32 protein-coding genes are annotated in these 22,590 nt (G+C 23.9%); 6 read left to right on the plus strand and 26 right to left on the minus strand.

The genetic code is table 4. The annotated features are described in order from the left end of the window. Window positions 1-72: 72 nt before the first annotated feature. The 7 genes from AAHM85_RS02295 to AAHM85_RS02325 all read right to left on the minus strand — a co-directional run bounded on the left by AAHM85_RS02295 (window position 73) and on the right by AAHM85_RS02325 (window position 4,250). A complete protein-coding gene (locus AAHM85_RS02295) occupies window positions 73-306 on the minus strand; it encodes a hypothetical protein (protein ID WP_342260495.1) in 234 nt (77 codons plus the stop codon). After that, window positions 306-554 (minus strand): hypothetical protein, encoded by a 249-nt coding sequence (locus AAHM85_RS02300; protein WP_342260496.1) that lies wholly within the window; start codon window positions 552-554, stop codon window positions 306-308. The genes AAHM85_RS02295 and AAHM85_RS02300 overlap by 1 nt, the downstream gene beginning before the upstream one ends. Before the next feature lie 2 nt (window positions 555-556). Next, entirely contained in the window at window positions 557-1,420 is an 864-nt protein-coding gene (locus tag AAHM85_RS02305) for a hypothetical protein (RefSeq protein ID WP_342260841.1), read from the minus strand. A 126-nt stretch (window positions 1,421-1,546) separates the two neighbouring features. Beyond that, window positions 1,547-1,822, minus strand: coding sequence for a hypothetical protein (locus AAHM85_RS02310; protein WP_342260842.1), 276 nt, complete (start codon window positions 1,820-1,822; stop codon window positions 1,547-1,549). Window positions 1,823-2,190: 368 nt separating this feature from the next. Continuing rightward, on the minus strand, window positions 2,191-3,126 hold the full coding sequence (locus tag AAHM85_RS02315; protein ID WP_342260843.1) for a rolling circle replication-associated protein: 936 nt from the start codon (window positions 3,124-3,126) through the stop codon (window positions 2,191-2,193). Window positions 3,127-3,403: 277 nt separating this feature from the next. Continuing rightward, window positions 3,404-3,898 carry a transposase family protein gene (locus tag AAHM85_RS02320; RefSeq protein ID WP_342260487.1) on the minus strand — a complete coding sequence of 165 codons (495 nt, stop codon included), beginning with the start codon at window positions 3,896-3,898 and terminating at the stop codon, window positions 3,404-3,406. A 4-nt stretch (window positions 3,899-3,902) separates the two neighbouring features. Then, window positions 3,903-4,250, minus strand: coding sequence for a transposase family protein (locus AAHM85_RS02325; protein ID WP_342260488.1), 348 nt, complete (start codon window positions 4,248-4,250; stop codon window positions 3,903-3,905). A gap of 411 nt (window positions 4,251-4,661) precedes the next feature. Here AAHM85_RS02325 and AAHM85_RS02330 point away from each other — a divergent pair. Next, window positions 4,662-5,782, plus strand: a protein-coding gene (locus AAHM85_RS02330) for an IS3 family transposase (RefSeq protein WP_425289710.1) whose coding sequence is annotated in 2 segments (ribosomal slippage) — window positions 4,662-4,905 and window positions 4,905-5,782 — 1,122 coding nt in all. Because the reading frame shifts where the segments join, the coding sequence is not laid out codon by codon here. 191 nt (window positions 5,783-5,973) lie between these two features. On the opposite strand, the gene AAHM85_RS02335 is transcribed toward AAHM85_RS02330, so the two are convergent. The 9 genes from AAHM85_RS02335 to AAHM85_RS02375 form a co-directional block, all read right to left on the minus strand. Beyond that, window positions 5,974-6,879: a hypothetical protein gene (locus AAHM85_RS02335; RefSeq protein ID WP_342260844.1), complete on the minus strand. Its 906-nt coding sequence runs from the start codon at window positions 6,877-6,879 to the stop codon at window positions 5,974-5,976. A gap of 11 nt (window positions 6,880-6,890) precedes the next feature. Then, window positions 6,891-7,454, minus strand: a complete 564-nt coding sequence (locus tag AAHM85_RS02340) for a hypothetical protein (protein WP_342260845.1) — start codon at window positions 7,452-7,454, stop codon at window positions 6,891-6,893. 332 nt (window positions 7,455-7,786) lie between these two features. Further along, complete coding sequence (locus AAHM85_RS02345; RefSeq protein ID WP_342260846.1) at window positions 7,787-8,209, minus strand: hypothetical protein; 423 nt, start codon at window positions 8,207-8,209, stop codon at window positions 7,787-7,789. A 2-nt stretch (window positions 8,210-8,211) separates the two neighbouring features. Further along, window positions 8,212-8,403, minus strand: coding sequence for a hypothetical protein (locus AAHM85_RS02350; RefSeq protein ID WP_174479934.1), 192 nt, complete (start codon window positions 8,401-8,403; stop codon window positions 8,212-8,214). A gap of 209 nt (window positions 8,404-8,612) precedes the next feature. Further along, window positions 8,613-8,921 carry a hypothetical protein gene (locus AAHM85_RS02355; RefSeq protein ID WP_342260494.1) on the minus strand — a complete coding sequence of 103 codons (309 nt, stop codon included), beginning with the start codon at window positions 8,919-8,921 and terminating at the stop codon, window positions 8,613-8,615. 102 nt (window positions 8,922-9,023) lie between these two features. Continuing rightward, window positions 9,024-9,518 carry a transposase family protein gene (locus AAHM85_RS02360; RefSeq protein ID WP_342260487.1) on the minus strand — a complete coding sequence of 165 codons (495 nt, stop codon included), beginning with the start codon at window positions 9,516-9,518 and terminating at the stop codon, window positions 9,024-9,026. Between the two features lie 4 nt (window positions 9,519-9,522). Next, window positions 9,523-9,870: a transposase family protein gene (locus AAHM85_RS02365; RefSeq protein WP_342260488.1), complete on the minus strand. Its 348-nt coding sequence runs from the start codon at window positions 9,868-9,870 to the stop codon at window positions 9,523-9,525. A 270-nt stretch (window positions 9,871-10,140) separates the two neighbouring features. Beyond that, complete coding sequence (locus tag AAHM85_RS02370; protein WP_342260847.1) at window positions 10,141-10,347, minus strand: hypothetical protein; 207 nt, start codon at window positions 10,345-10,347, stop codon at window positions 10,141-10,143. Window position 10,348: 1 nt separating this feature from the next. Next, the gene (locus tag AAHM85_RS02375) at window positions 10,349-10,582 is read right to left on the minus strand and encodes a hypothetical protein (RefSeq protein ID WP_342260495.1); all 234 of its coding nucleotides are present in this window, start codon (window positions 10,580-10,582) and stop codon (window positions 10,349-10,351) included. 321 nt (window positions 10,583-10,903) lie between these two features. On the opposite strand from AAHM85_RS02375, the gene AAHM85_RS02380 reads away from it, so the two are divergent. Next, window positions 10,904-11,251 carry a transposase family protein gene (locus tag AAHM85_RS02380; protein ID WP_342260488.1) on the plus strand — a complete coding sequence of 116 codons (348 nt, stop codon included), beginning with the start codon at window positions 10,904-10,906 and terminating at the stop codon, window positions 11,249-11,251. 4 nt (window positions 11,252-11,255) lie between these two features. Next, window positions 11,256-11,750 (plus strand): transposase family protein, encoded by a 495-nt coding sequence (locus AAHM85_RS02385; protein WP_342260487.1) that lies wholly within the window; start codon window positions 11,256-11,258, stop codon window positions 11,748-11,750. Window positions 11,751-11,765: 15 nt separating this feature from the next. Here the strand turns inward: AAHM85_RS02385 and AAHM85_RS02390 are convergent, their stop codons facing one another. The 5 genes from AAHM85_RS02390 to AAHM85_RS02410 form a co-directional block, all read right to left on the minus strand. Continuing rightward, complete coding sequence (locus AAHM85_RS02390; RefSeq protein WP_342260841.1) at window positions 11,766-12,629, minus strand: hypothetical protein; 864 nt, start codon at window positions 12,627-12,629, stop codon at window positions 11,766-11,768. Between the two features lie 126 nt (window positions 12,630-12,755). Next, on the minus strand, window positions 12,756-13,031 hold the full coding sequence (locus AAHM85_RS02395; protein ID WP_342260842.1) for a hypothetical protein: 276 nt from the start codon (window positions 13,029-13,031) through the stop codon (window positions 12,756-12,758). Window positions 13,032-13,399: 368 nt separating this feature from the next. Further along, the gene (locus AAHM85_RS08440; protein WP_425289723.1) at window positions 13,400-14,425 is read right to left on the minus strand and encodes a rolling circle replication-associated protein; all 1,026 of its coding nucleotides are present in this window, start codon (window positions 14,423-14,425) and stop codon (window positions 13,400-13,402) included. Window positions 14,426-14,569: 144 nt separating this feature from the next. Next, window positions 14,570-14,764 (minus strand): hypothetical protein, encoded by a 195-nt coding sequence (locus AAHM85_RS02405; RefSeq protein ID WP_342260849.1) that lies wholly within the window; start codon window positions 14,762-14,764, stop codon window positions 14,570-14,572. Next, on the minus strand, window positions 14,745-15,056 hold the full coding sequence (locus AAHM85_RS02410; RefSeq protein ID WP_342260850.1) for a hypothetical protein: 312 nt from the start codon (window positions 15,054-15,056) through the stop codon (window positions 14,745-14,747). The genes AAHM85_RS02405 and AAHM85_RS02410 overlap by 20 nt, the downstream gene beginning before the upstream one ends. 486 nt (window positions 15,057-15,542) lie before the next feature. Here AAHM85_RS02410 and AAHM85_RS02415 point away from each other — a divergent pair, with 486 nt between their 5' ends. After that, window positions 15,543-16,580 (plus strand): Mbov_0401 family ICE element transposase-like protein, encoded by a 1,038-nt coding sequence (locus AAHM85_RS02415; protein WP_342260851.1) that lies wholly within the window; start codon window positions 15,543-15,545, stop codon window positions 16,578-16,580. Window positions 16,581-16,814: 234 nt separating this feature from the next. On the opposite strand, the gene AAHM85_RS02420 is transcribed toward AAHM85_RS02415, so the two are convergent. Then, entirely contained in the window at window positions 16,815-17,108 is a 294-nt protein-coding gene (locus AAHM85_RS02420) for a hypothetical protein (protein WP_342260852.1), read from the minus strand. A 196-nt stretch (window positions 17,109-17,304) separates the two neighbouring features. Here AAHM85_RS02420 and AAHM85_RS02425 point away from each other — a divergent pair, with 196 nt between their 5' ends. Continuing rightward, window positions 17,305-18,183, plus strand: coding sequence for an IS1595 family transposase (locus AAHM85_RS02425; RefSeq protein ID WP_342260524.1), 879 nt, complete (start codon window positions 17,305-17,307; stop codon window positions 18,181-18,183). Window positions 18,184-18,417: 234 nt separating this feature from the next. On the opposite strand, the gene AAHM85_RS02430 is transcribed toward AAHM85_RS02425, so the two are convergent. The 3 genes from AAHM85_RS02430 to AAHM85_RS02440 all read right to left on the minus strand — a co-directional run bounded on the left by AAHM85_RS02430 (window position 18,418) and on the right by AAHM85_RS02440 (window position 21,856). Next, window positions 18,418-19,245 (minus strand): formate/nitrite transporter family protein, encoded by an 828-nt coding sequence (locus AAHM85_RS02430; RefSeq protein WP_342260853.1) that lies wholly within the window; start codon window positions 19,243-19,245, stop codon window positions 18,418-18,420. A gap of 20 nt (window positions 19,246-19,265) precedes the next feature. Then, window positions 19,266-20,216 carry an L-lactate dehydrogenase gene (locus AAHM85_RS02435; protein WP_342260854.1) on the minus strand — a complete coding sequence of 317 codons (951 nt, stop codon included), beginning with the start codon at window positions 20,214-20,216 and terminating at the stop codon, window positions 19,266-19,268. 200 nt (window positions 20,217-20,416) lie between these two features. After that, the gene (locus AAHM85_RS02440) at window positions 20,417-21,856 is read right to left on the minus strand and encodes an NADP-dependent glyceraldehyde-3-phosphate dehydrogenase (RefSeq protein WP_342260855.1); all 1,440 of its coding nucleotides are present in this window, start codon (window positions 21,854-21,856) and stop codon (window positions 20,417-20,419) included. A 254-nt stretch (window positions 21,857-22,110) separates the two neighbouring features. On the opposite strand from AAHM85_RS02440, the gene AAHM85_RS02445 reads away from it, so the two are divergent. Further along, window positions 22,111-22,233 (plus strand): transposase, encoded by a 123-nt coding sequence (locus AAHM85_RS02445; protein WP_342260856.1) that lies wholly within the window; start codon window positions 22,111-22,113, stop codon window positions 22,231-22,233. On the opposite strand, the gene AAHM85_RS02450 is transcribed toward AAHM85_RS02445, so the two are convergent. After that, window positions 22,223-22,576 (minus strand): transposase family protein, encoded by a 354-nt coding sequence (locus tag AAHM85_RS02450; protein WP_342260857.1) that lies wholly within the window; start codon window positions 22,574-22,576, stop codon window positions 22,223-22,225. The genes AAHM85_RS02445 and AAHM85_RS02450 overlap by 11 nt on opposite strands. Window positions 22,577-22,590: the final 14 nt, after the last annotated feature.

Consider the following 22,590-nt stretch of genomic DNA (forward strand, 5'->3'; position numbering starts at 1 on the left):
GTAAGTCTATTTAATAATTGTTGTCCAACACCACCAATCATATTTAATAATGCTGATAGTCCAGCGGGCATATTAATCACCCCCTTTCTCTAATTCTTTTTGTTGTTTTTCCATTTCTAATTTACGTTTCTTCTTTTCAAAATCTTTACGACAAAAAGTACAATCCGGTTCACTATCATTATCTTTTATATGTTTTTTATGTTTAAATCTTTGTATACCTTCACGTATTCAATTTCTACAAAACCAAAGAATTAAACAAAAACCACCAATATATAACGCATATTTTATAATTTCTTTCATGTCCATTATTTAACACTTCCTTTTTTTCTTTTTTTTAAAAAATTAATTAAACTAAATAATTCATAAACAATTACTAAAACAAAAAGTAAAATATTAATCCCTAAATCTAAACCGATAAAAAAGTCAAAATTACCATTTATAATATTATGTATTTCAGCAACAGTTCAAACCATAGAAAAGAAACCAACAATAAAACAAAAAACATGAAATTTAGAAGTGTCATACCACTTTTTTTTAATTTCTTTATTTTCCATTATTAAACACCACCTAGTGTATAAGCATAAGAATAATCCCAGTTTAAACTTACTCTATCTAAATTAATCTCCGACATACTATCATCATTTAAATCAACATCAACCATACTGTCATCTGTACTTTGATAATCACTAACACTAGCATTAATTAATCTTGCCCTTTCATCAGTAAATACTTCTTGTAATTCAGTATTATTATGTGTATTTCCTAATGGCAACAGTAAAGTATTTATAATCTCACATGCTCCGGCAATAATAGTAGGAATAGCAAAATAATTATTAAAATCATTATTTATACCCATTGCTACACCACTACTAATCAAACAACCACCAGTACCCATATTCGCTATTTTACGTATAGTTTCAAATCTATTAGGTATTAATTCAGTTAAACCACTAATAACATTTGCTATACCAAAACTATTTAAAGATATATAAGTATCTCAATCTACAAAAGGTACATCAATTATTGGTTTAACAGTTGTAAAGGGTGGATAAGTTGGTCTTGGGGGTTCAGTAGGGCATGGCGGTCAAAAACAAGGTTCATCTTTTAATAAAGTCACAGACTTATCTACATACTGAACAAACTTAGCATAGTTAATTAAACCAATTGTCCCAATTCCTAAAAATATTTTTTTATAACTATTAATAACTTTATTTCTAGTAGTTGGTCTTTGATTAATATTCCATATATCAATTCCTAACTTTTTACTAAATAACAAAGAATTAATAGAACCTAATACTGGGTCTTTTAAATATTGACCATAATAAGCACTAACGCCAACCATTGCACTTAATGGACTTAATCCAGTTCTTAAAATTTTAGTTAAAGTATAATTACTAGTTTGCTCTAATTCCAAAGGCATAAATAAAACTCCTTACTTTATATACTAATAAGGAGCTTGTATATGAATTATAATCTAATCCATTGGGGCTTAATGAAAAATATATAATCCATATATAAGCCCCTTATTCAATTATTTGTTGATACATTATTTTCATTCAGTAATATCTATAATAGTACCGGATAAATCTAATTTTAAATCATAATAATTACCAACTTTAAAACTAAGTTTATGTAAATATTGTGTAAAATCATTAACTACTAACGGGTTATATCATTTATCCCGTACTTTACCGGTAGGTATATTAGTTTGTTTATTAATCTCTAAAAAAGTTAAAACATCAAATTTCAAATTTTGACCATGATTATTTTTATCCGGTATCATTCTATTTTTATCAATATTAACCAATTGAACTTTAAACATAAAAATTGCCAACTTCTTTCTATATAAAATATAAATTGAATTGGCAAACAATTATAAATAATTAAATTAAAAATACATAACTATAAAATTAATTTAATAAATAAAAAGTTCTTAATATTAATATTTAACTATTCCTGCTAGGGAACTGTAAACCAATTCAAATAAGTTAAATATAATTTAAAAACTAATCTAAAACATATTTACTTATGACTAAATAATATCATAATTAAACAAAATATCAATAAATATACAACAAAAAAGTAAAGACATTCACTACCTAGCAGAACAGCAAATATCTTTACCACAATTAAAGTATAACAAATGTACCACAAAAAGCAAAAATATTACAAAAAAATATCAAAATATAACTAATGTAAAATTCTTTTTTGTAAAAATATTTTTTCAATTTTATTTTTTTCAAAAACTTTATAAAGAAAATCTAAAACATCATTTCTATTAAATTTATTTTTTAAGTAATACCTAAATCGTAAACTTTCTAAACTAACATAATAATTAAAATCCTTAAAATAATCACTATTAGCAACATAATCATAACTTCCACCAATTAAATTAGTAATACCTTGTTCATTTGGTTTAGTTTTAAATAAATAAAATTCTTTTGCTTTTTCACATGCTTGTACTAATTGTTGTAAACTTAAAGTTTTAGTACCACGAACTACAAGCGGATTTCTACAATTTCTACTAAAAGAATATGCTTGAACACCAACATCTTTTTGATTTAATGATTTAATATTTTCTTGTACTTTTGTTACATATTTACTTAAATATTTAACTACAAATTCATTTGTACCTTTATGAACAACTTTCAAATCAATACCTTTATTATTACCAGCATGTGGTCATCATGTAGTTATCATGCTATATGGTATTTTACGATTAAATAATATGTGAAAATGAACTGCACCACGCTTTTGATATTCATAAACATAAAAATATCTTAATTCACCTAAATGTTTAGAACGTTTAGGGTCATTTCATCAACGCTTTAAACGTTTAAAAAATAATTGTAAATCATGTTTTGCTTTTCTAATATCAGTTTCATTTTTATGATAAGTTAAAGTTAAAAAACTTAAAATTCTTGCATTATAAAAATTATGTAATGCTTTTTGAACTAATTTACATTTAGTACGAACATTATTATTTCTTAACTTAATAACATTACCAATATTCTTTATACCTAATTTATTTCTTTCATTTTTTAAAATATCAATAGGTAAAACAACATTTTTAACATAACAAGCATAAAAAATTTTTTTAACATAAAAATTATATGAAATATTCACTTAAAATCAATCCTGCTAGGAACTTTTAATAAAATTGAATGATTTATAAATAAATATAAATCTTTATATATCTTATCATAAAATAATAAAAAAGTATCAAACTTTACACTTGCGGTGAAAAATGATACTTAACTAAGTAATAGGGGCTTTGCCCCTCTCGTTGCTTCGCAACTCACCCCAGCGGGGCTAAACCCCGCGGCCAACCAACCAAGGTTCTGGTTGGCAACGACCATAATATAGATTTTGTTATATTTTTAATTATTAAATAAAAATAGACTTACTGCATAACGTTTTTAAGTTTTAATGATAAATTATAAAATCCTGCAATTAAATTAAATCTTAAAAATATTCGTTTTCTGGCTTTTCTAAATTTATAACCAATAATCTTAAAACATTTTAAAAATGCAAAAACATGTTCAATTTTTCTACGAGTTTTATTAATAATCTTATTAAAGATTTTGGTTTTATTTGTTTTAGGATTATTTTTGCTAATTTTAATGGGTAAAAATGTATTAGCATGAATTTTTTGTAAACCTTGATAACCTTTATCTGCAAGAATTATAGTTTCTGGTAAAAACTTTAACTTTGAATTCTTAAAAGTTTTAAAATCATGATTTTTACCAATATCAGAAAAAATATTTAAAATTTCATTAGTATTTGCATTAATTACGGTTTGAAACTTAACAGTATGCATTCATTTTTTACCAGAAAATCAATCTTTTTGGTTATATTTTGGTCGTTCTGTTTCTACCTCTGTTACATCAATTATCAAAATTTTATTTTTTAATTCTTCTTTTTAAAAAAATATTTTTATTTGTTAAATTATTAAACTTATTATTCTTTATTAAAATATCTTCAATTGAACGAATATTTCGTAAAGCAGTAGTATCAACCATACCATACTCAGCACCAATACTATGATATGTACGATTTTCATATAAATATCTTAAACTCATTACTAGTCGATCTTCTATTGACATTTTATATGGCCTTCCACCAATAGTAGTTTTGAGTTTTTGATGTTCTAATAAAATATTTAAAATTTCGTTAAAAACGAGTTTATTAATACCCACTATTTTACGAAAATATTGATCAGATTTATCTTTTAATTCAAAATATGTCATAAAGTTTATCCTTAACTATTCAAATTTTATTTTAATAATAACAAAAAAATAAAAAGTTAACTAGTTATGCAGTAAGTCTAATATAATAAAAAATGAACAATACCTATTCAAATTGAAATATAGAAATTGCTCATTTTATAATAAAATTTGAAGATAAAATTAATCTAAACTACTTTTGTATAAAATAAAAATACAGATTATTAAAAACCTCAATTTACATTCTAGGTCCTCGTCCTCTATTATTATTTTGTCTTTCTCTTTCAGCTCTATCTCTTGCTTCTCTTTCTCGTCTTTCTTGGTCTCGTCTTTCTCTTTCTGTTTCTTGTCTTAATCTTTGGATCGGCTACAATTTATTGGACACTAATTATGTAGACAAATAACAATATTTGTTAAAAGAAAGGAAATATAATTATGGCCAATATTACTTCATATACAGATGAATTTAAAAAACAAATAGTAGCTTTATATCAAAGTGGCAAATCAGTATCTTGTCTTGTTAAAGAGTACAATGTTACAAGAGCAGTTGCATATAAATGAATTAAGCAATTTACTAATTCGGAAAGTTTTAAAACTAAAGATAATCTTTCTGATTTAGAAAAACAATTAATTCAAATGAATAAAGAATTAAAACAATTACGAATGGAAAATGATATTTTAAAGCAAGCAGCACTAATAATAGGCAGAAAGTAGAGATTATTGCAAATAATAAATGAAAATATAAGATTCGCCCAATGTGTCGTTTTTTAAAAATTTCTAAATCAACATATTATTTTAATTTAAAGAAAAAAGAAGATAAAATCAAAAATAATATTTATGATCAAGCTGTTATTAGTGCTTTTAAAGAAAACAAATGTGTTTATGGAACAAGAAGATTAAAAGTCATACTAGAAAAACAAGAAATTTATTTATCAAGAAGAAAAATTAAAAAAATTATGGATAAACATAATTTAATGTCAAAATACACTAAATTATCATTTAAAAATCATCGTAATAAAGTAAATAATGAACAAATCACTAATATTGTTAATAGAAACTTTAATAATAGAATTAAAAATGAGGTGATTGTCAGTGATCTTAGTTATGTTGAAGTTAATGGTAAATGAAACTATATTTGCTTATTAATAGACCTATTTAACCGCGAAATTGTTGGACATAGTGTAGGTACTAAAAAAGATGCATCATTGGTATATCAAGCATTTATGCAATCAAATCGCTGTTTAAAAGATATGCAAATATTTCATAGCGATCGAGGTAACGAATTTAATAATAAAATTATTAACAAACTTTTATTAGCATTCAATATTACCCGCTCTTTAAGTAAAAAAGGTTGTCCTTATGACAATGCTGTTGCTGAAGCAACTTTTAAAACTTTCAAGACTGAATTTATTAATGACAAAAAATTTACATCATTAATACAGTTAAAATTAGAATTATTTGATTATATCAATTGATATAACAATATAAGAATCCACAGCACTTTAAACTACTTAACTCCCATTAAATATCAAGAAAAAATGTCTACCAAAAAATAGTCCTAAAAAGGGTTGCCATTTCACTTTCTAATCGTTGTTGAATTTCCCTATCTGTTGTTTTATCTCCATCTCCACTTTGTCTTTGTCTATCCATAATTTTTCTCCTTTCAAAATAAAAAAACTCATTTACTTTTAAAATAAAGTAATGAATTAAAAACTTATATTAAGTTTATGTATTTATTTTAACATCTTTATTTATTTTTTTTAGAATGTTTATTTCTATAATAACAAGCACGGCATACAGTATTTTCAGTTTCTTTCTTTTCAGTCTGTAATATATTATCCAACTTGTCTAATCCTACTGCTCTAATATCATCAACAGTAAAATCTAATGCTTGTGACTGTTCATAGTCTTTAAGACTACTTAATTCACTCTTTAACGAATGAATATAATTTAAAGCACGACTATTATATCTTTGTAAATAAGACCTAGGAAATCATAAACTAAATGTCATAGTTTCGCCACTATAACTAGGTGGCAATCCACCACGTTTAATTATTTTCTTAGTTTGTCTTTTAGATAAGACAACTTTATTATAGTCATCAACATTAGTATAAATATTCAATTTAAATTTAACTAAAAATAATAAAATACGCATTCTTTTAACTTGAACAATATATTCTACTTTTTCACGTGCTTGTTTTGGTATTCTATCGGGGTGTTGTTCAATCATATACATAATTCCATTAAAATTATGACCTATCAATTTACAAAACATTCCTAAACTTTCTTGTGTTTCTTTAAATTCGGGTGATAAATCATTACTATTAATTTTTAAACCTAATTCATCAAAAACAAGCATATCATTCTCTTTAAAAGCATAATTACTATTTAATTGATTAAATTTAAAAACATCATCATAAGAACAACGATAACTATACTCATTACGCACTTTAATAGGAATAGGACTTACTACCCTACCCTTATGTTTTTGTGCTAAACAACAAGCAAGAGCAGATTTACCAGTACGTGGTGGTGCTGAAATAATATAACTACCTACACGTTGTAATATCTTTATATTTTTTCTAGTTATTAAAAATGGATAAATTATTATTAATAATAAAACTCCTAAAAGTAAATAACCATATCAAGGCATTATTTCAACTCCTAACCAACTAAAAATCCAACTGCTTTTAAAAATACTCATAATGTTAAAACTTGTTCTAAACCACTAGTAAAATCAACATTTAAAACAGAACTAATAGTATCATCAAAAATACGCCTTAATAATCCATCAAGTTTAGTAAAAAATTCTCTTAATGGTTCAACTGGTAAAACTTTACCAACAACACCATAAAGTACTCACCTAAAAGCATTACGCAAATGACCAAAAACATCATATCAACTAACACGTTCATACTCAGGGTTAAAAGGGCTATTTGGTGGTACTGGTGTTACTTTCTCACTTGAAAAAATATTAATTTGACCAAAATTTAATTGTGGTGAAAAAGTTGGACTAGTTGATTCACCATGAACATCAAAAAACACTGTTAAATGTCTTAAATTTGGAACACGAATAGGCATAGTAACAAAATTATATAAATCTTGTTGATAAATATCATTATCAACTTTACCTTTAAAAACATATTTTGTATCACCAACATTATCTAAAAAACTAAAAACAAAATTAGCAGTAAAAGTTTTAAAATATTCATATTCAAAATAAAACATAAAACCTTGAATATAAAAACTTAAAGGTTTATCAATTTCAAAATTTAACTGTGTTTGAAAATTTATAATACTTTTACCAGTATTAACAAAAGACTTACTGCATAACGTTTTTAAGTTTTAATGATAAATTATAAAATCCTGCAATTAAATTAAATCTTAAAAATATTCGTTTTCTGGCTTTTCTAAATTTATAACCAATAATCTTAAAACATTTTAAAAATGCAAAAACATGTTCAATTTTTCTACGAGTTTTATTAATAAGACTTACTGCATAACTAGTTAACTTTTTATTTTTTTGTTATTATTAAAATAAAATTTGAATAGTTAACTAGTTATGCAGTAAGTCTAAAATTTAAATTATTAGTATTCTTTTCTGCAACATAATTATGATTAAACATAATACGTGAAAATTCATCTAATTGTTTTCTATTAAAAGTATAAACGCCAGTTCCCATATCTATCATTTGTGATGGAACACCAACTGTATCACTATAATAATAACACGTATATAAACCTTCATTATTACCTATAAATTCACCACTAACTAATTTTAAATCCGGTTGGTCAACATCAAAATAAGCAGAATTTCATGGAATTGTTGCTCAATCATCAAAATTATGGTATTTAACATGTTTAACCATTTCTTTTGTAATATCATAATTAACAACATTAGGGTCATTTGAAGCAATTAAACTAGTCGGTGCTTGAACAGAAGTATTTACAACAAAAAATAATTTAGCAAACTTAAATCACATAATTATTTACCAAATAAACATTTTAAAATTCACCATGAACCATAAAATAAAACAAATCCAATAAAAAACTGTGTTCCATAAACTACTAAATTTCATAAAATAGTAGTAAAATCATCAACTGGATTACCTATAAACATAGTTCAATAATCAACTATACATTGATGTATTTTATTATAAATTTCTAAAACACTCATACTTAACACCTACCCAAACAATGACCTAAAAACAAATTTAATACTACGATAAATAAAATTAAAAAATACACCTAATACCAACCAAAAAGTCAAATTAAACAAAATATAAACTTCATTAGTAATATTTGGTTGATTTAAAAATATTTGAATATCTTTACTAGAAAATATAAAAATAAAATGCAATATACTAAGAACAAAATTAGACATAATTAATTACCTACATTTATTCCACTAACATCTTGTGTTTGTTTATGTCCCTTAGCAATTTGTTTACCAACTCATGATGAACCTTTATAAAATTTAACAGAAGCACGACCCATAGTTTTAACATTCTGTCCTAAATCTAACGTTGGTAACATTAATTCGGGTAAAATAACCCTAAATGCAAATCTAAGCAAAATCAAAAATATCATTAACGTACCCAAATTAAAACCTAAATCACCAAGTGGAAAACTAAAAAACTTCATAAAAATTGAAGCAAATAAATGCATAACTGTTGTAATAAAAGGTATAAACATAATTTCACATCCTAATGTCTTGTAAATCTAAATAATCCTAAAATTAAATAAAATACAAAACTAACATTTATTAAAGCAAGAATAGGCAAAGGTAAAGTAGACTTACTGCATAACGTTTTTAAGTTTTAATGATAAATTATAAAATCCTGCAATTAAATTAAATCTTAAAAATATTCGTTTTCTGGCTTTTCTAAATTTATAACCAATAATCTTAAAACATTTTAAAAATGCAAAAACATGTTCAATTTTTCTACGAGTTTTATTAATAATCTTATTAAAGATTTTGGTTTTATTTGTTTTAGGATTATTTTTGCTAATTTTAATGGGTAAAAATGTATTAGCATGAATTTTTTGTAAACCTTGATAACCTTTATCTGCAAGAATTATAGTTTCTGGTAAAAACTTTAACTTTGAATTCTTAAAAGTTTTAAAATCATGATTTTTACCAATATCAGAAAAAATATTTAAAATTTCATTAGTATTTGCATTAATTACGGTTTGAAACTTAACAGTATGCATTCATTTTTTACCAGAAAATCAATCTTTTTGGTTATATTTTGGTCGTTCTGTTTCTACCTCTGTTACATCAATTATCAAAATTTTATTTTTTAATTCTTCTTTTTAAAAAAATATTTTTATTTGTTAAATTATTAAACTTATTATTCTTTATTAAAATATCTTCAATTGAACGAATATTTCGTAAAGCAGTAGTATCAACCATACCATACTCAGCACCAATACTATGATATGTACGATTTTCATATAAATATCTTAAACTCATTACTAGTCGATCTTCTATTGACATTTTATATGGCCTTCCACCAATAGTAGTTTTGAGTTTTTGATGTTCTAATAAAATATTTAAAATTTCGTTAAAAACGAGTTTATTAATACCCACTATTTTACGAAAATATTGATCAGATTTATCTTTTAATTCAAAATATGTCATAAAGTTTATCCTTAACTATTCAAATTTTATTTTAATAATAACAAAAAAATAAAAAGTTAACTAGTTATGCAGTAAGTCTAGTATATAAACTATCATAAAAAACGACTTAATAAAAAGTGTCACAGTATGTAATCCAGCAAAAGAACTTAAATACTGCATATAAATAGTTTGTACCAAAGTATTAACAACTGGTAAAAGTCTACCCAATAAAGGTAAAACAAAAACCAAACTAAAAAATAACTTTACCATTTACTTACTCCTTTCTAATTACTAATGAGTTGCATGGATAATATGACCAACAAACTGCTTAATAAATACAAGAACCATAAATACAATTGAAATTAACACTGGTCAATTTGTAAGTGTTCCACCATCACCAGTAGTAAATACTCAACCAAAAATATAAGTAAAAGCATTTAATAATTGTTGTCCAACACCACCAATCATATTTAATAATGCTGATAGTCCAGCGGGCATATTAATCACCCCCTTTCTCTAATTCTTTTTGTTGTTTTTCCATTTCTAATTTACGTTTCTTCTTTTCAAAATCTTTACGACAAAAAGTACAATCCGGTTCACTATCATTATCTTTTATATGTTTTTTATGTTTAAATCTTTGTATACCTTCACGTATTCAATTTCTACAAAACCAAAGAATTAAACAAAAACCACCAATATATAACGCATATTTTATAATTTCTTTCATGTCCATTATTTAACACTTCCTTTTTTTCTTTTTTTTAAAAAATTAATTAAACTAAATAATTCATAAACAATTACTAAAACAAAAAGTAAAATATTAATCCCTAAATCTAAACCGATAAAAAAGTCAAAATTACCATTTATAATATTATGTATTTCAGCAACAGTTCAAACCATAGAAAAGAAACCAACAATAAAACAAAAAACATGAAATTTAGAAGTGTCATACCACTTTTTTTTAATTTCTTTATTAGACTTACTGCATAACTAGTTAACTTTTTATTTTTTTGTTATTATTAAAATAAAATTTGAATAGTTAAGGATAAACTTTATGACATATTTTGAATTAAAAGATAAATCTGATCAATATTTTCGTAAAATAGTGGGTATTAATAAACTCGTTTTTAACGAAATTTTAAATATTTTATTAGAACATCAAAAACTCAAAACTACTATTGGTGGAAGGCCATATAAAATGTCAATAGAAGATCGACTAGTAATGAGTTTAAGATATTTATATGAAAATCGTACATATCATAGTATTGGTGCTGAGTATGGTATGGTTGATACTACTGCTTTACGAAATATTCGTTCAATTGAAGATATTTTAATAAAGAATAATAAGTTTAATAATTTAACAAATAAAAATATTTTTTTAAAAAGAAGAATTAAAAAATAAAATTTTGATAATTGATGTAACAGAGGTAGAAACAGAACGACCAAAATATAACCAAAAAGATTGATTTTCTGGTAAAAAATGAATGCATACTGTTAAGTTTCAAACCGTAATTAATGCAAATACTAATGAAATTTTAAATATTTTTTCTGATATTGGTAAAAATCATGATTTTAAAACTTTTAAGAATTCAAAGTTAAAGTTTTTACCAGAAACTATAATTCTTGCAGATAAAGGTTATCAAGGTTTACAAAAAATTCATGCTAATACATTTTTACCCATTAAAATTAGCAAAAATAATCCTAAAACAAATAAAACCAAAATCTTTAATAAGATTATTAATAAAACTCGTAGAAAAATTGAACATGTTTTTGCATTTTTAAAATGTTTTAAGATTATTGGTTATAAATTTAGAAAAGCCAGAAAACGAATATTTTTAAGATTTAATTTAATTGCAGGATTTTATAATTTATCATTAAAACTTAAAAACGTTATGCAGTAAGTCTATTTTCCATTATTAAACACCACCTAGTGTATAAGCATAAGAATAATCCCAGTTTAAACTTACTCTATCTAAATTAATCTCCGACATACTATCATCATTTAAATCAACATCAACCATACTGTCATCTGTACTTTGATAATCACTAACACTAGCATTAATTAATCTTGCCCTTTCATCAGTAAATACTTCTTGTAATTCAGTATTATTATGTGTATTTCCTAATGGCAACAGTAAAGTATTTATAATCTCACATGCTCCGGCAATAATAGTAGGAATAGCAAAATAATTATTAAAATCATTATTTATACCCATTGCTACACCACTACTAATCAAACAACCACCAGTACCCATATTCGCTATTTTACGTATAGTTTCAAATCTATTAGGTATTAATTCAGTTAAACCACTAATAACATTTGCTATACCAAAACTATTTAAAGATATATAAGTATCTCAATCTACAAAAGGTACATCAATTATTGGTTTAACAGTTGTAAAGGGTGGATAAGTTGGTCTTGGGGGTTCAGTAGGGCATGGCGGTCAAAAACAAGGTTCATCTTTTAATAAAGTCACAGACTTATCTACATACTGAACAAACTTAGCATAGTTAATTAAACCAATTGTCCCAATTCCTAAAAATATTTTTTTATAACTATTAATAACTTTATTTCTAGTAGTTGGTCTTTGATTAATATTCCATATATCAATTCCTAACTTTTTACTAAATAACAAAGAATTAATAGAACCTAATACTGGGTCTTTTAAATATTGACCATAATAAGCACTAACGCCAACCATTGCACTTAATGGACTTAATCCAGTTCTTAAAATTTTAGTTAAAGTATAATTACTAGTTTGCTCTAATTCCAAAGGCATAAATAAAACTCCTTACTTTATATACTAATAAGGAGCTTGTATATGAATTATAATCTAATCCATTGGGGCTTAATGAAAAATATATAATCCATATATAAGCCCCTTATTCAATTATTTGTTGATACATTATTTTCATTCAGTAATATCTATAATAGTACCGGATAAATCTAATTTTAAATCATAATAATTACCAACTTTAAAACTAAGTTTATGTAAATATTGTGTAAAATCATTAACTACTAACGGGTTATATCATTTATCCCGTACTTTACCGGTAGGTATATTAGTTTGTTTATTAATCTCTAAAAAAGTTAAAACATCAAATTTCAAATTTTGACCATGATTATTTTTATCCGGTATCATTCTATTTTTATCAATATTAACCAATTGAACTTTAAACATAAAAATTGCCAACTTCTTTCTATATAAAATATAAATTGAATTGGCAAACAATTATAAATAATTAAATTAAAAATACATAACTATAAAATTAATTTAATAAATAAAAAGTTCTTAATATTAATATTTAACTATTCCTGCTAGGGAACTGTAAACCAATTCAAATAAGTTAAATATAATTTAAAAACTAATCTAAAACATATTTACTTATGACTAAATAATATCATAATTAAACAAAATATCAATAAATATACAACAAAAAAGTAAAGACATTCACTACCTAGCAGAACAGCAAATATCTTTACCACAATTAAAGTATAACAAATGTACCACAAAAAGCAAAAATATTACAAAAAAATATCAAAATATAACTAATGTAAAATTCTTTTTTGTAAAAATATTTTTTCAATTTTATTTTTTTCAAAAACTTTATAAAGAAAATCTAAAACATCATTTCTATTAAATTTATTTTTTAAGTAATACCTAAATCGTAAACTTTCTAAACTAACATAATAATTAAAATCCTTAAAATAATCACTATTAGCAACATAATCATAACTTCCACCAATTAAATTAGTAATACCTTGTTCATTTGGTTTAGTTTTAAATAAATAAAATTCTTTTGCTTTTTCACATGCTTGTACTAATTGTTGTAAACTTAAAGTTTTAGTACCACGAACTACAAGCGGATTTCTACAATTTCTACTAAAAGAATATGCTTGAACACCAACATCTTTTTGATTTAATGATTTAATATTTTCTTGTACTTTTGTTACATATTTACTTAAATATTTAACTACAAATTCATTTGTACCTTTATGAACAACTTTCAAATCAATACCTTTATTATTACCAGCATGTGGTCATCATGTAGTTATCATGCTATATGGTATTTTACGATTAAATAATATGTGAAAATGAACTGCACCACGCTTTTGATATTCATAAACATAAAAATATCTTAATTCACCTAAATGTTTAGAACGTTTAGGGTCATTTCATCAACGCTTTAAACGTTTAAAAAATAATTGTAAATCATGTTTTGCTTTTCTAATATCAGTTTCATTTTTATGATAAGTTAAAGTTAAAAAACTTAAAATTCTTGCATTATAAAAATTATGTAATGCTTTTTGAACTAATTTACATTTAGTACGAACATTATTATTTCTTAACTTAATAACATTACCAATATTCTTTATACCTAATTTATTTCTTTCATTTTTTAAAATATCAATAGGTAAAACAACATTTTTAACATAACAAGCATAAAAAATTTTTTTAACATAAAAAATTATATGAAATATTCACTTAAAATCAATCCTGCTAGGAACTTTTAATAAAATTGAATGATTTATAAATAAATATAAATCTTTATATATCTTATCATAAAATAATAAAAAAGTATCAAACTTTACACTTGCGGTGAAAAATGATACTTAACAAATGATACTTAACCAAGAAATAAGTTTAACAGATATTAACTTATTTAATAAATATAATGAAAATATTTCTTATATAAATTTAGAAATTTAATTATCAATTTATCAATCAAAATATTTTTTTGGATATTTACCATCTCATTTTATATCTTGTTCATGAATTTTATGAGAAGAAAAATATAATGAAAATATTTCTGGAGCTGTTGTTTTATCAATTCAAATTGGATATTTACCATAGATTATACTATGATTTGGTTTTTCATATGAATTTTTAGAATTAATTTCATGGGTAATCACCCCCCATGATTAATCCTATTGTTCCTGTTGTAGCACCAGTTAGTGCTAATGATAATGTTATTTTGTTTAAATTTGTTTTTATTAATGTTTTCATAATAAATTTCTCCTTTTTTATTTTGTTATTTTTTCTTAACTCTTCACATTTTTTTAATCATTTTGGTAATAATTCATGTTCTAAATTAATTGCATGATTTTCACAAAGAAAAAGACTAAATGTTGTTGATTTTAAATTTAGTAATACAATATTACTTCATTTGTTATTACAATTTTTACTTTGACAAATAACATTCATTTTGTAAAATCTTTTTTAAATATTTCAAATTATTTACAACTTTTAATGATTTTTCTTTATTCATCATAACTTACTCCTTATTTTTTAAAATTTTATTGTTTAATTGTAACCATTTTTTGATATTTTTACAAGTATACATTTAAACGGAAAATAACGCCTAAATATAAGATTTTTATTTTGTGATACTATACTATTAATTGTATTGCACTTGTTTATTATATTGGAAATATGAAAGTACTTTTTTTCACAGTACCATTATTTTAATCATAATTACGTTCTTATGTGGATTATTGTGGATAAAATAAAGCAAAATAGATTATTAATATAATTTATCATATTTTAACACTTTAAATTTATATAAATTAAAATTAATAATTGGTGCAGAAACAGATTAGGAGAATTAAATATGAGTTTTAATTATTTATGAACTTTAAAAGAAGCAACTGAAAGAATGTATCAATCATTTAGAGATGATATAAAAAATCAATGAGAAAAAACAGATTGAAAATATTAAAAGAAAGAGATAAAAAATATATTCCAGTTAAAATTAAAGAAAGAACTAGAAATACTATCAATGGTCTTGTCATTTATAAATGTCGTGATTATAAATACTATGATGAAAAATTAAAAAAATGAGTAAGAGTTTGTTTATTAGATGAAGAATTACAATTACCTAAATATAAAAGAACTTGTCAAGATATAAAAAATAATGTTATTGAACATTTTGCTGACGGAAAAAGATATATTGATATTTTACATACTATGAAACAAACAAAATTTAGTACAACCAGTATTAGTAGAATATTTCAAGAATATCAAGTTAATAAATTAGATGTTCCTAAAATAAAATTAGAACCAAATCAATTTATTTATATTAATATTGATGACGGACATAGAAAATTTTGAAAATTTAAACGAAATTCTGGTAAATATTCAATGCGTTTAGTACTATTTTGTATAGATAATGTTAATCATAAATTAATTAATAAAAGAGTAGATGTAATAATAAGACTAACAAAAACTAAACTTGGAGTTCAAAAAACTGCTGAATTTATTAAAGAACAAGGAAACAGATTTTTTGAAAATTTTGAACAAGCAACAATCATTATTTGTGGAGATAGTACAGGATGAATTAAAGATGTTGCAGATTATTTAGGTGCTGAGTTTATTTTAGATAAATTCCATTTGATTAAAAAGTTATATGTAGGAATTATTGCTGGAAACAAGGGAAAATATTGAAGTGAATATAATACTTGTAGAAATTTTATTGAAAATGGTCAATATGATGAATTAATAAAGTATATGAATGAAATACTAAAAAATCATAAAAAATTAAAAAAACAATATTTTAAAAATAATAAAAAAGGTATTGTTAATCAAGGTGCAAAGTGAAATATAGGTTGTTTTACTGAAAGTAATATTTGATATATTTTAAAAGAAATGCTTTGTAATAGAACATATAGTATAAATATTTATACTAAAATGGTTATTTTTAAGTGTAATCTTGTAAATTCCAAAACATAATCAAAATTTTTATTTTTTATTAAAAATATTAAAAACTTATTAAATTAAAAATTAATAAGAATTTTTGTTGTGTATTAATATTAAATTTTTTTATTAATTTTTTTCAATATTTGTATTTTGATTGAAATTATTTTAATTTAGTAGTAAGATAAATTTACAATTGCATATAATTACAATTATTTCTTGTCTAGAATTTAAGAAATAGTTAATAAGTAATTATATCCTCCGTTTTTGTTACCGTCCCAATCTATCAGGATTAGAAATTTTTTCAAACTTCTTATCTTTATTTAAAAATCATAATTTATTTTCATTAATCACTAAACCAAGATTATTATTAAAAAAATAAAATTTACCTTTTTTATTCAAATTAATTAAAGAAATATTATTTTTATTTTGTTGAAGATTACATTTTAAATCTTGTAACTGATTAGCATTCGTACCTATATTATTAGTATTTAAAGTACTGCTTAAACTGCTAACAGTTGTTGCAAGTGTTAAAACACTTAATGTTTTTAATAATGTTTTCATGATGAAAACCCCCTTTTTGTTTTCCCCATTAACTTCTTAAATTTAAGAAGTTAATTACATTTTAATTTTCAAAAAAATAAATGCAATAAAAATTAACGGAATTTTACGTTTATTGGCAATAACTTATATACATTATTATTTCTAAAAACTATAATTAGATATTAGTAAAATAAAATCTAATTAAAGGTGATTGAAAATGAATATTTTAGACATAATAAATAAATTTCCAAACCAAGAATCTTGTATAAAATTTTTAGAAGAAATAAGATGAAATAACAAACCAAAATGTCTTTTTTGTTTTAGTGAAAAAGTTAACTCTGTTTTAAAAGAGTCGCGTTATAAATGCAAAAAATGTCATAAGTCTTTTAGTGTAACTGCTCAAACTATTTTTCATCATACACGTGTACCACTTCAAAAGTGATTTATTTTAATAGTATTAATGGCTAATGCTAAAAAAAGTTTATCATCATCTCAAGCTTCAAGAGACTTAAATTTACGTTTAGCAACTGTATGAAAAATGATGCATAAAATTAGAAAGGCAATGGCTAATGATGAGATTAAATTATTAGCAAAAATATTAGAGATGGATGAAACATATGTGGGTGGAAAACCGCGTAAATATAATGATGTTGATAATAAAAATAACTCATTACGTGGTAGAGGAACTAGTAAAGAGTGTGTTGTTGGCATTATTGAACGAAATGGTAATGTTAAATTATTTCATGCAAAAAATAAAAGTATTAAATCTGAAGATTTAATGAAAATAGTTAAAGAAAATGTTGATATTAACAATTCTATTCTTTTTACTGATGAATATCGTGGATATTATAAAATGAATAAAATTTTACCACATGAACAAGTTAATCACAAAAAATATTTTTCTTATAATGGTATTCATACAAATACAATAGAAAGTTTTTGAGCAATATTAAAAAGAGGTTTTATCGGCCAATTTCATTGAGTTTCAAAAAAATGACTCCAATCTTATTTAAATGAATTTTGTTTTAAATATAATAACCGTAAAGAAAAAATCACATTTAAAAATATCATAATTAAATTATTTATTAAGAATTAAGTGTTAACCAATAAGCGTAAAATTCCGTAAATTAATATTAAAATAATCTAATCTATTTTCTAAAAAATATTTTTTCAAAACCATTCTATTTTTTAAAATCTTTAATTTGACAAATTTTAAAAAATACTTATGAAAATAATCACCACTTACAATTAATTTATTTTAATAAAATTAATAAATCCATTACTTAAAATAAAGTAATGGACTAATTTTTATATTAAACTAATAATATATTTATAATGTTATTTTTGGTAATTCTTTTCTAAAGATTAAATAATACATACCAGGTAATAAAATACCACCACCAATAAAATTACCAAATAAGGTTGGAAGTTGTACTTGATAACTAAATTGTAAAAAGTCATTAAATCCACTATGAATTCCATAAATATTAAATAAAGGTCCTAATCCTCAAACATAAGAATTTGCTACAACGTGAGAAAAACCAGATAAGGCAAAAACCATAATTACTAATCCTATTAATAAAAATTTAGCAGTAGATGAACTAGTAGCATGAGAAATATAAACACTTCCTGCTACTAAAAAATTACATAATATCCCACTAAAAAAGGCTTTTCATCAAGACATTGCTAATTTATGATTAAAAATACTAACAGCATTATCCAAAAAAGCTTGATTATCAAAAAATCCTGCTCATCATGTAAATAATGAAAGAATAAAACAACCTATAAAATTACCAATTAATACTACTAGTAAGTTAATTAACATTCTTGTTAACTTAACTTGTTTTTTTATTAATGGCATAAATATCATGGAATTAGAAGTAAAAAGTTCACCGCCCATAAAGACAATCATAGTAATTGCTAAAGTAAAAATAAAACCAAATGTTAAGTTTTTAATACCATTATCACTTAATCCTCTACTACCAAAAATAGACGCAATATAAGCAATACCAACAAAAAGACCGGCCGCAATACCCATTAGAAAGGTTTTTAATAACGGACTTTGTGCTTTCTTTAATGCATACTTATAAACAGCAATATAAGTTTCAATACTTGTTAATGTTTCTTCATTATTCATATTTTCTACACTTGTATTCACGAATAAACTACTCCTATCTTTTATTTAATAGCAGCAAAAGCTGTTTCTAAAGTTTCTTTAATAATTGCACAAGATTTATCAAATGCCGTTTGCTCTTCTTTCGTTAATGGTAATTGTACTATTCTTTTTCAACCTTTTTCATAAAGTATTGTTGGTACACCAATATAAAAACCTTGCTGTCCATATTCTCCTTGTAAATAAGCACCCGCTACTAAAACATGATTTTGTCCTTCAAGGATATTTCTTACTAATAATGCCAATGCTGCACCAATACCATAAAAAGTTGCTCGTTTTAATTTAATAATTTTATAAGCTCTTTGTGCTACTTCTTTTCTTAATTCGTCTAAATCTTTTTCTTTAATTCTACCTTCAGTAATTTGTTGATAAATAGTTTTATTACCTACCGAAACCGAACTTCAAGGAATCATTGAAGAATCACCATGTTCACCAATTACATAAGCAGCAACTGACTTTGGATTAACCGCAATTTTTTCTCCAATTAAATGTTGTAAACGTAAGGTATCTAAAATTGTACCAGAACCTAATACTTGATGATAATCAAATTGTATAATTTTTTGATAAACAGTTGTCATAATATCAACAGGATTAGATGCAATAATAGTAACACCTTTAAATCCTGATTTTTTAATTTCTAAAGCAATGCTCTTCATAATTTTGGCATTATCTGCTACCATATTTAATCTTGTTTCACCATCTTTTTGTGGTCTTCCAGCAGTAATAACAATAATATCAGCATCTTTACAATCGGTGTAATTTCCAGCCTTAATTGAAATAAAAGGATGATCTAAAGCTGCTTGACAATCAGCAAAGTCAATTGCATTCCCTTCAGCTATCCCTTCAAAAGCATCAATTAATACATATTCTTGGGCTAAACCTTGATTAATGGCACTGTAAATAAAACTACTACCAACAGCTCCACATCCAACAAGTACAATTTTTCGTTTTGCCATATTTACCTCCATATTTTTTGCATTTCATGTAACAGTACTGTATCCTCGACACTATTTTAATAACTTACTTTTTAAAATAAAAGTTACAATGATATGTAATATTTTTATTATGTTTTTTATATAAGAATGTTAAAAAAATAAAAATCTAATTAACAAGAACAAAAATTTATTACATTTTTATCTTACCACTATTTTTTCTTTTAAATTTTTGTTTTTCAATTAATAACAATACCTTTTGGTCTAGTAAAAGCAAGTAACGAAGGACGAATACCTTGTACGCCAAGACCCGAATCCTTAACACCAACAAAAGAAAAGTGATCGGGACCACGTTGTGACTGATCGTTAATATTAACACTTCCAACTTCTAATAATTTAGCAATACTCATTGCACTATTAATATTAGTAGTAAAAACAGAAGCTTGTAAACCATATTGTGAATCATTTGCAATATTAATTGCTTCTTTTACTTCATCAAAAATAATAATTGGCAACAATGGTGCAAAAGGTTCTTCTCATGCTAAATTCATTTTTGTTGTTACGTCAGTAATAATAGTTGGTCACATTAAATTTTCTTTAAATTTATTACCAATTAAACAATTAGCTCCTTTATCTAAAGCATCTTTAATTAATTTTTTAGCATTATCAACTGTTGGTTGATCAATGACAGGCGTAATATCACAATCATCTGTGGGCAAACCAACAGTCAATTTTTCAACTTTTTCTTTTAAGATTGGAATTAATTTGCTACTAATTGTTCTTTGTACTAACACTCTTTTAATGGCAGTACAGCGTTGTCCTGAATAACTAAATGCACCTTTAATGATTTTGATTGCTGTATCTTCAAGTTCAGCATCATTAAGTACTATTGCTGGATCTTTACCTCCTAATTCTAAAATTAAATCCGCTTTTAAAGATTTCTGTGAAATATGATTACCAACAACAGCACTACCAGTAAAAGAAATAACATTAATTGCTTCATTTTCAACTAAACTATCACCAATTTCACTACCTTTACCACTTATAGAATTAAAAACACCATTAGGAATGCTAGCTTCTTTGGCTAATTTAGATAAGTGTAATCCTACCAATGATCCTTGTGTTGCGGGTTTAAAAACAACACTATTACCAGTTACAAGTGCTGGAAATATTTTAGAAACTGATAAATTTATTGGATAATTAAAAGGTGAAATAGCAAGAACAATTCCTTTTGGTACGTATTCAAAAATAGCTAATTTGTTCATACTTCCTCAACTATCACCTGTATAAGATTCAGGATGAAGACGCAATGCTTCTTGTAAAGTATATTCAATATATTCAACTGTTCTATCAATTTCACTGCAAGCTGCTTTTGTGCCTTTAGCAATTTCATTGGTCATTAATTCAGCAATTATTAATTTATCGCGAATAATTAATTGTTTTCAAGAATTTAAAAAAGAAATTCTTTTTAAAATAGGCATTTGTTCTCAATTTTTTTGAGCAAATTTTGCAGATTCATATACTTTTTTAATTTCAACTTTAGTTAAGGCAGGAACTTGACCCGCTATTTTATTAGTAGTAGGGTTGATAACTGATATTCATTTACCATTTTCATACAACTCACCATTAATTAGAGATTGATATTTAATAATATTATTTGTCATCTATACTTCCTCCTTATATCACTACTATAATAATTATAGCATTGATATAAGTCCTATCCTATTCATTCTTAACTAAAATTATTTTTTAAATTTAATTATGAAACTCAAAAAAACTAATTCTTTAAAAAAGTTCATAATTTTCAATAAAAAAGTTCGGAATTTTACGTTTATTGGCAATAACTTATATACATTATTATTTCTGAAAACTATAATTAGATATTAGTAAAATAAAATCTAATTAAAGATGATTGAAAATGAATATTTTAGACATAATAAATAAATTTCCAAACCAAGAATCTTGTATAAAATTTTTAGAAGAAATAAGATGAAATAACAAACCAAAATGTCTTTTTTGTTTTAGTAGACTTACTGCATAACGTTTTTAAGTTTTAATGATAAATTATAAAATCCTGCAATTAAATTAAATCTTAAAAATATTCGTTTTCTGGCTTTTCTAAATTTATAACCAATAATCTTAAAACATTTTAAAAATGCAAAAACATGTTCAATTTTTCTACGAGTTTTATTAATAATCTTATTAAAGATTTTGGTTTTATTTGTTTTAGGATTATTTTTGCTAATTTTAATGGGTAAAAATGTATTAGCATGAATTTTTTGTAAACCTTGATAACCTTTATCTGCAAGAATTATAGTTTCTGGTAAAAACTTTAACTTTGAATTCGGTATCAGTCACTTAAGTTTACCAATTAATATTTTCAATCTGTAATATAATT

Origin of the sequence: Spiroplasma endosymbiont of Notiophilus biguttatus (assembly GCF_964030985.1) — a bacterium.
GTDB lineage: Bacteria > Bacillota_I > Bacilli_A > Mycoplasmatales > VBWQ01 > Spiroplasma_E > Spiroplasma_E ixodetis_A.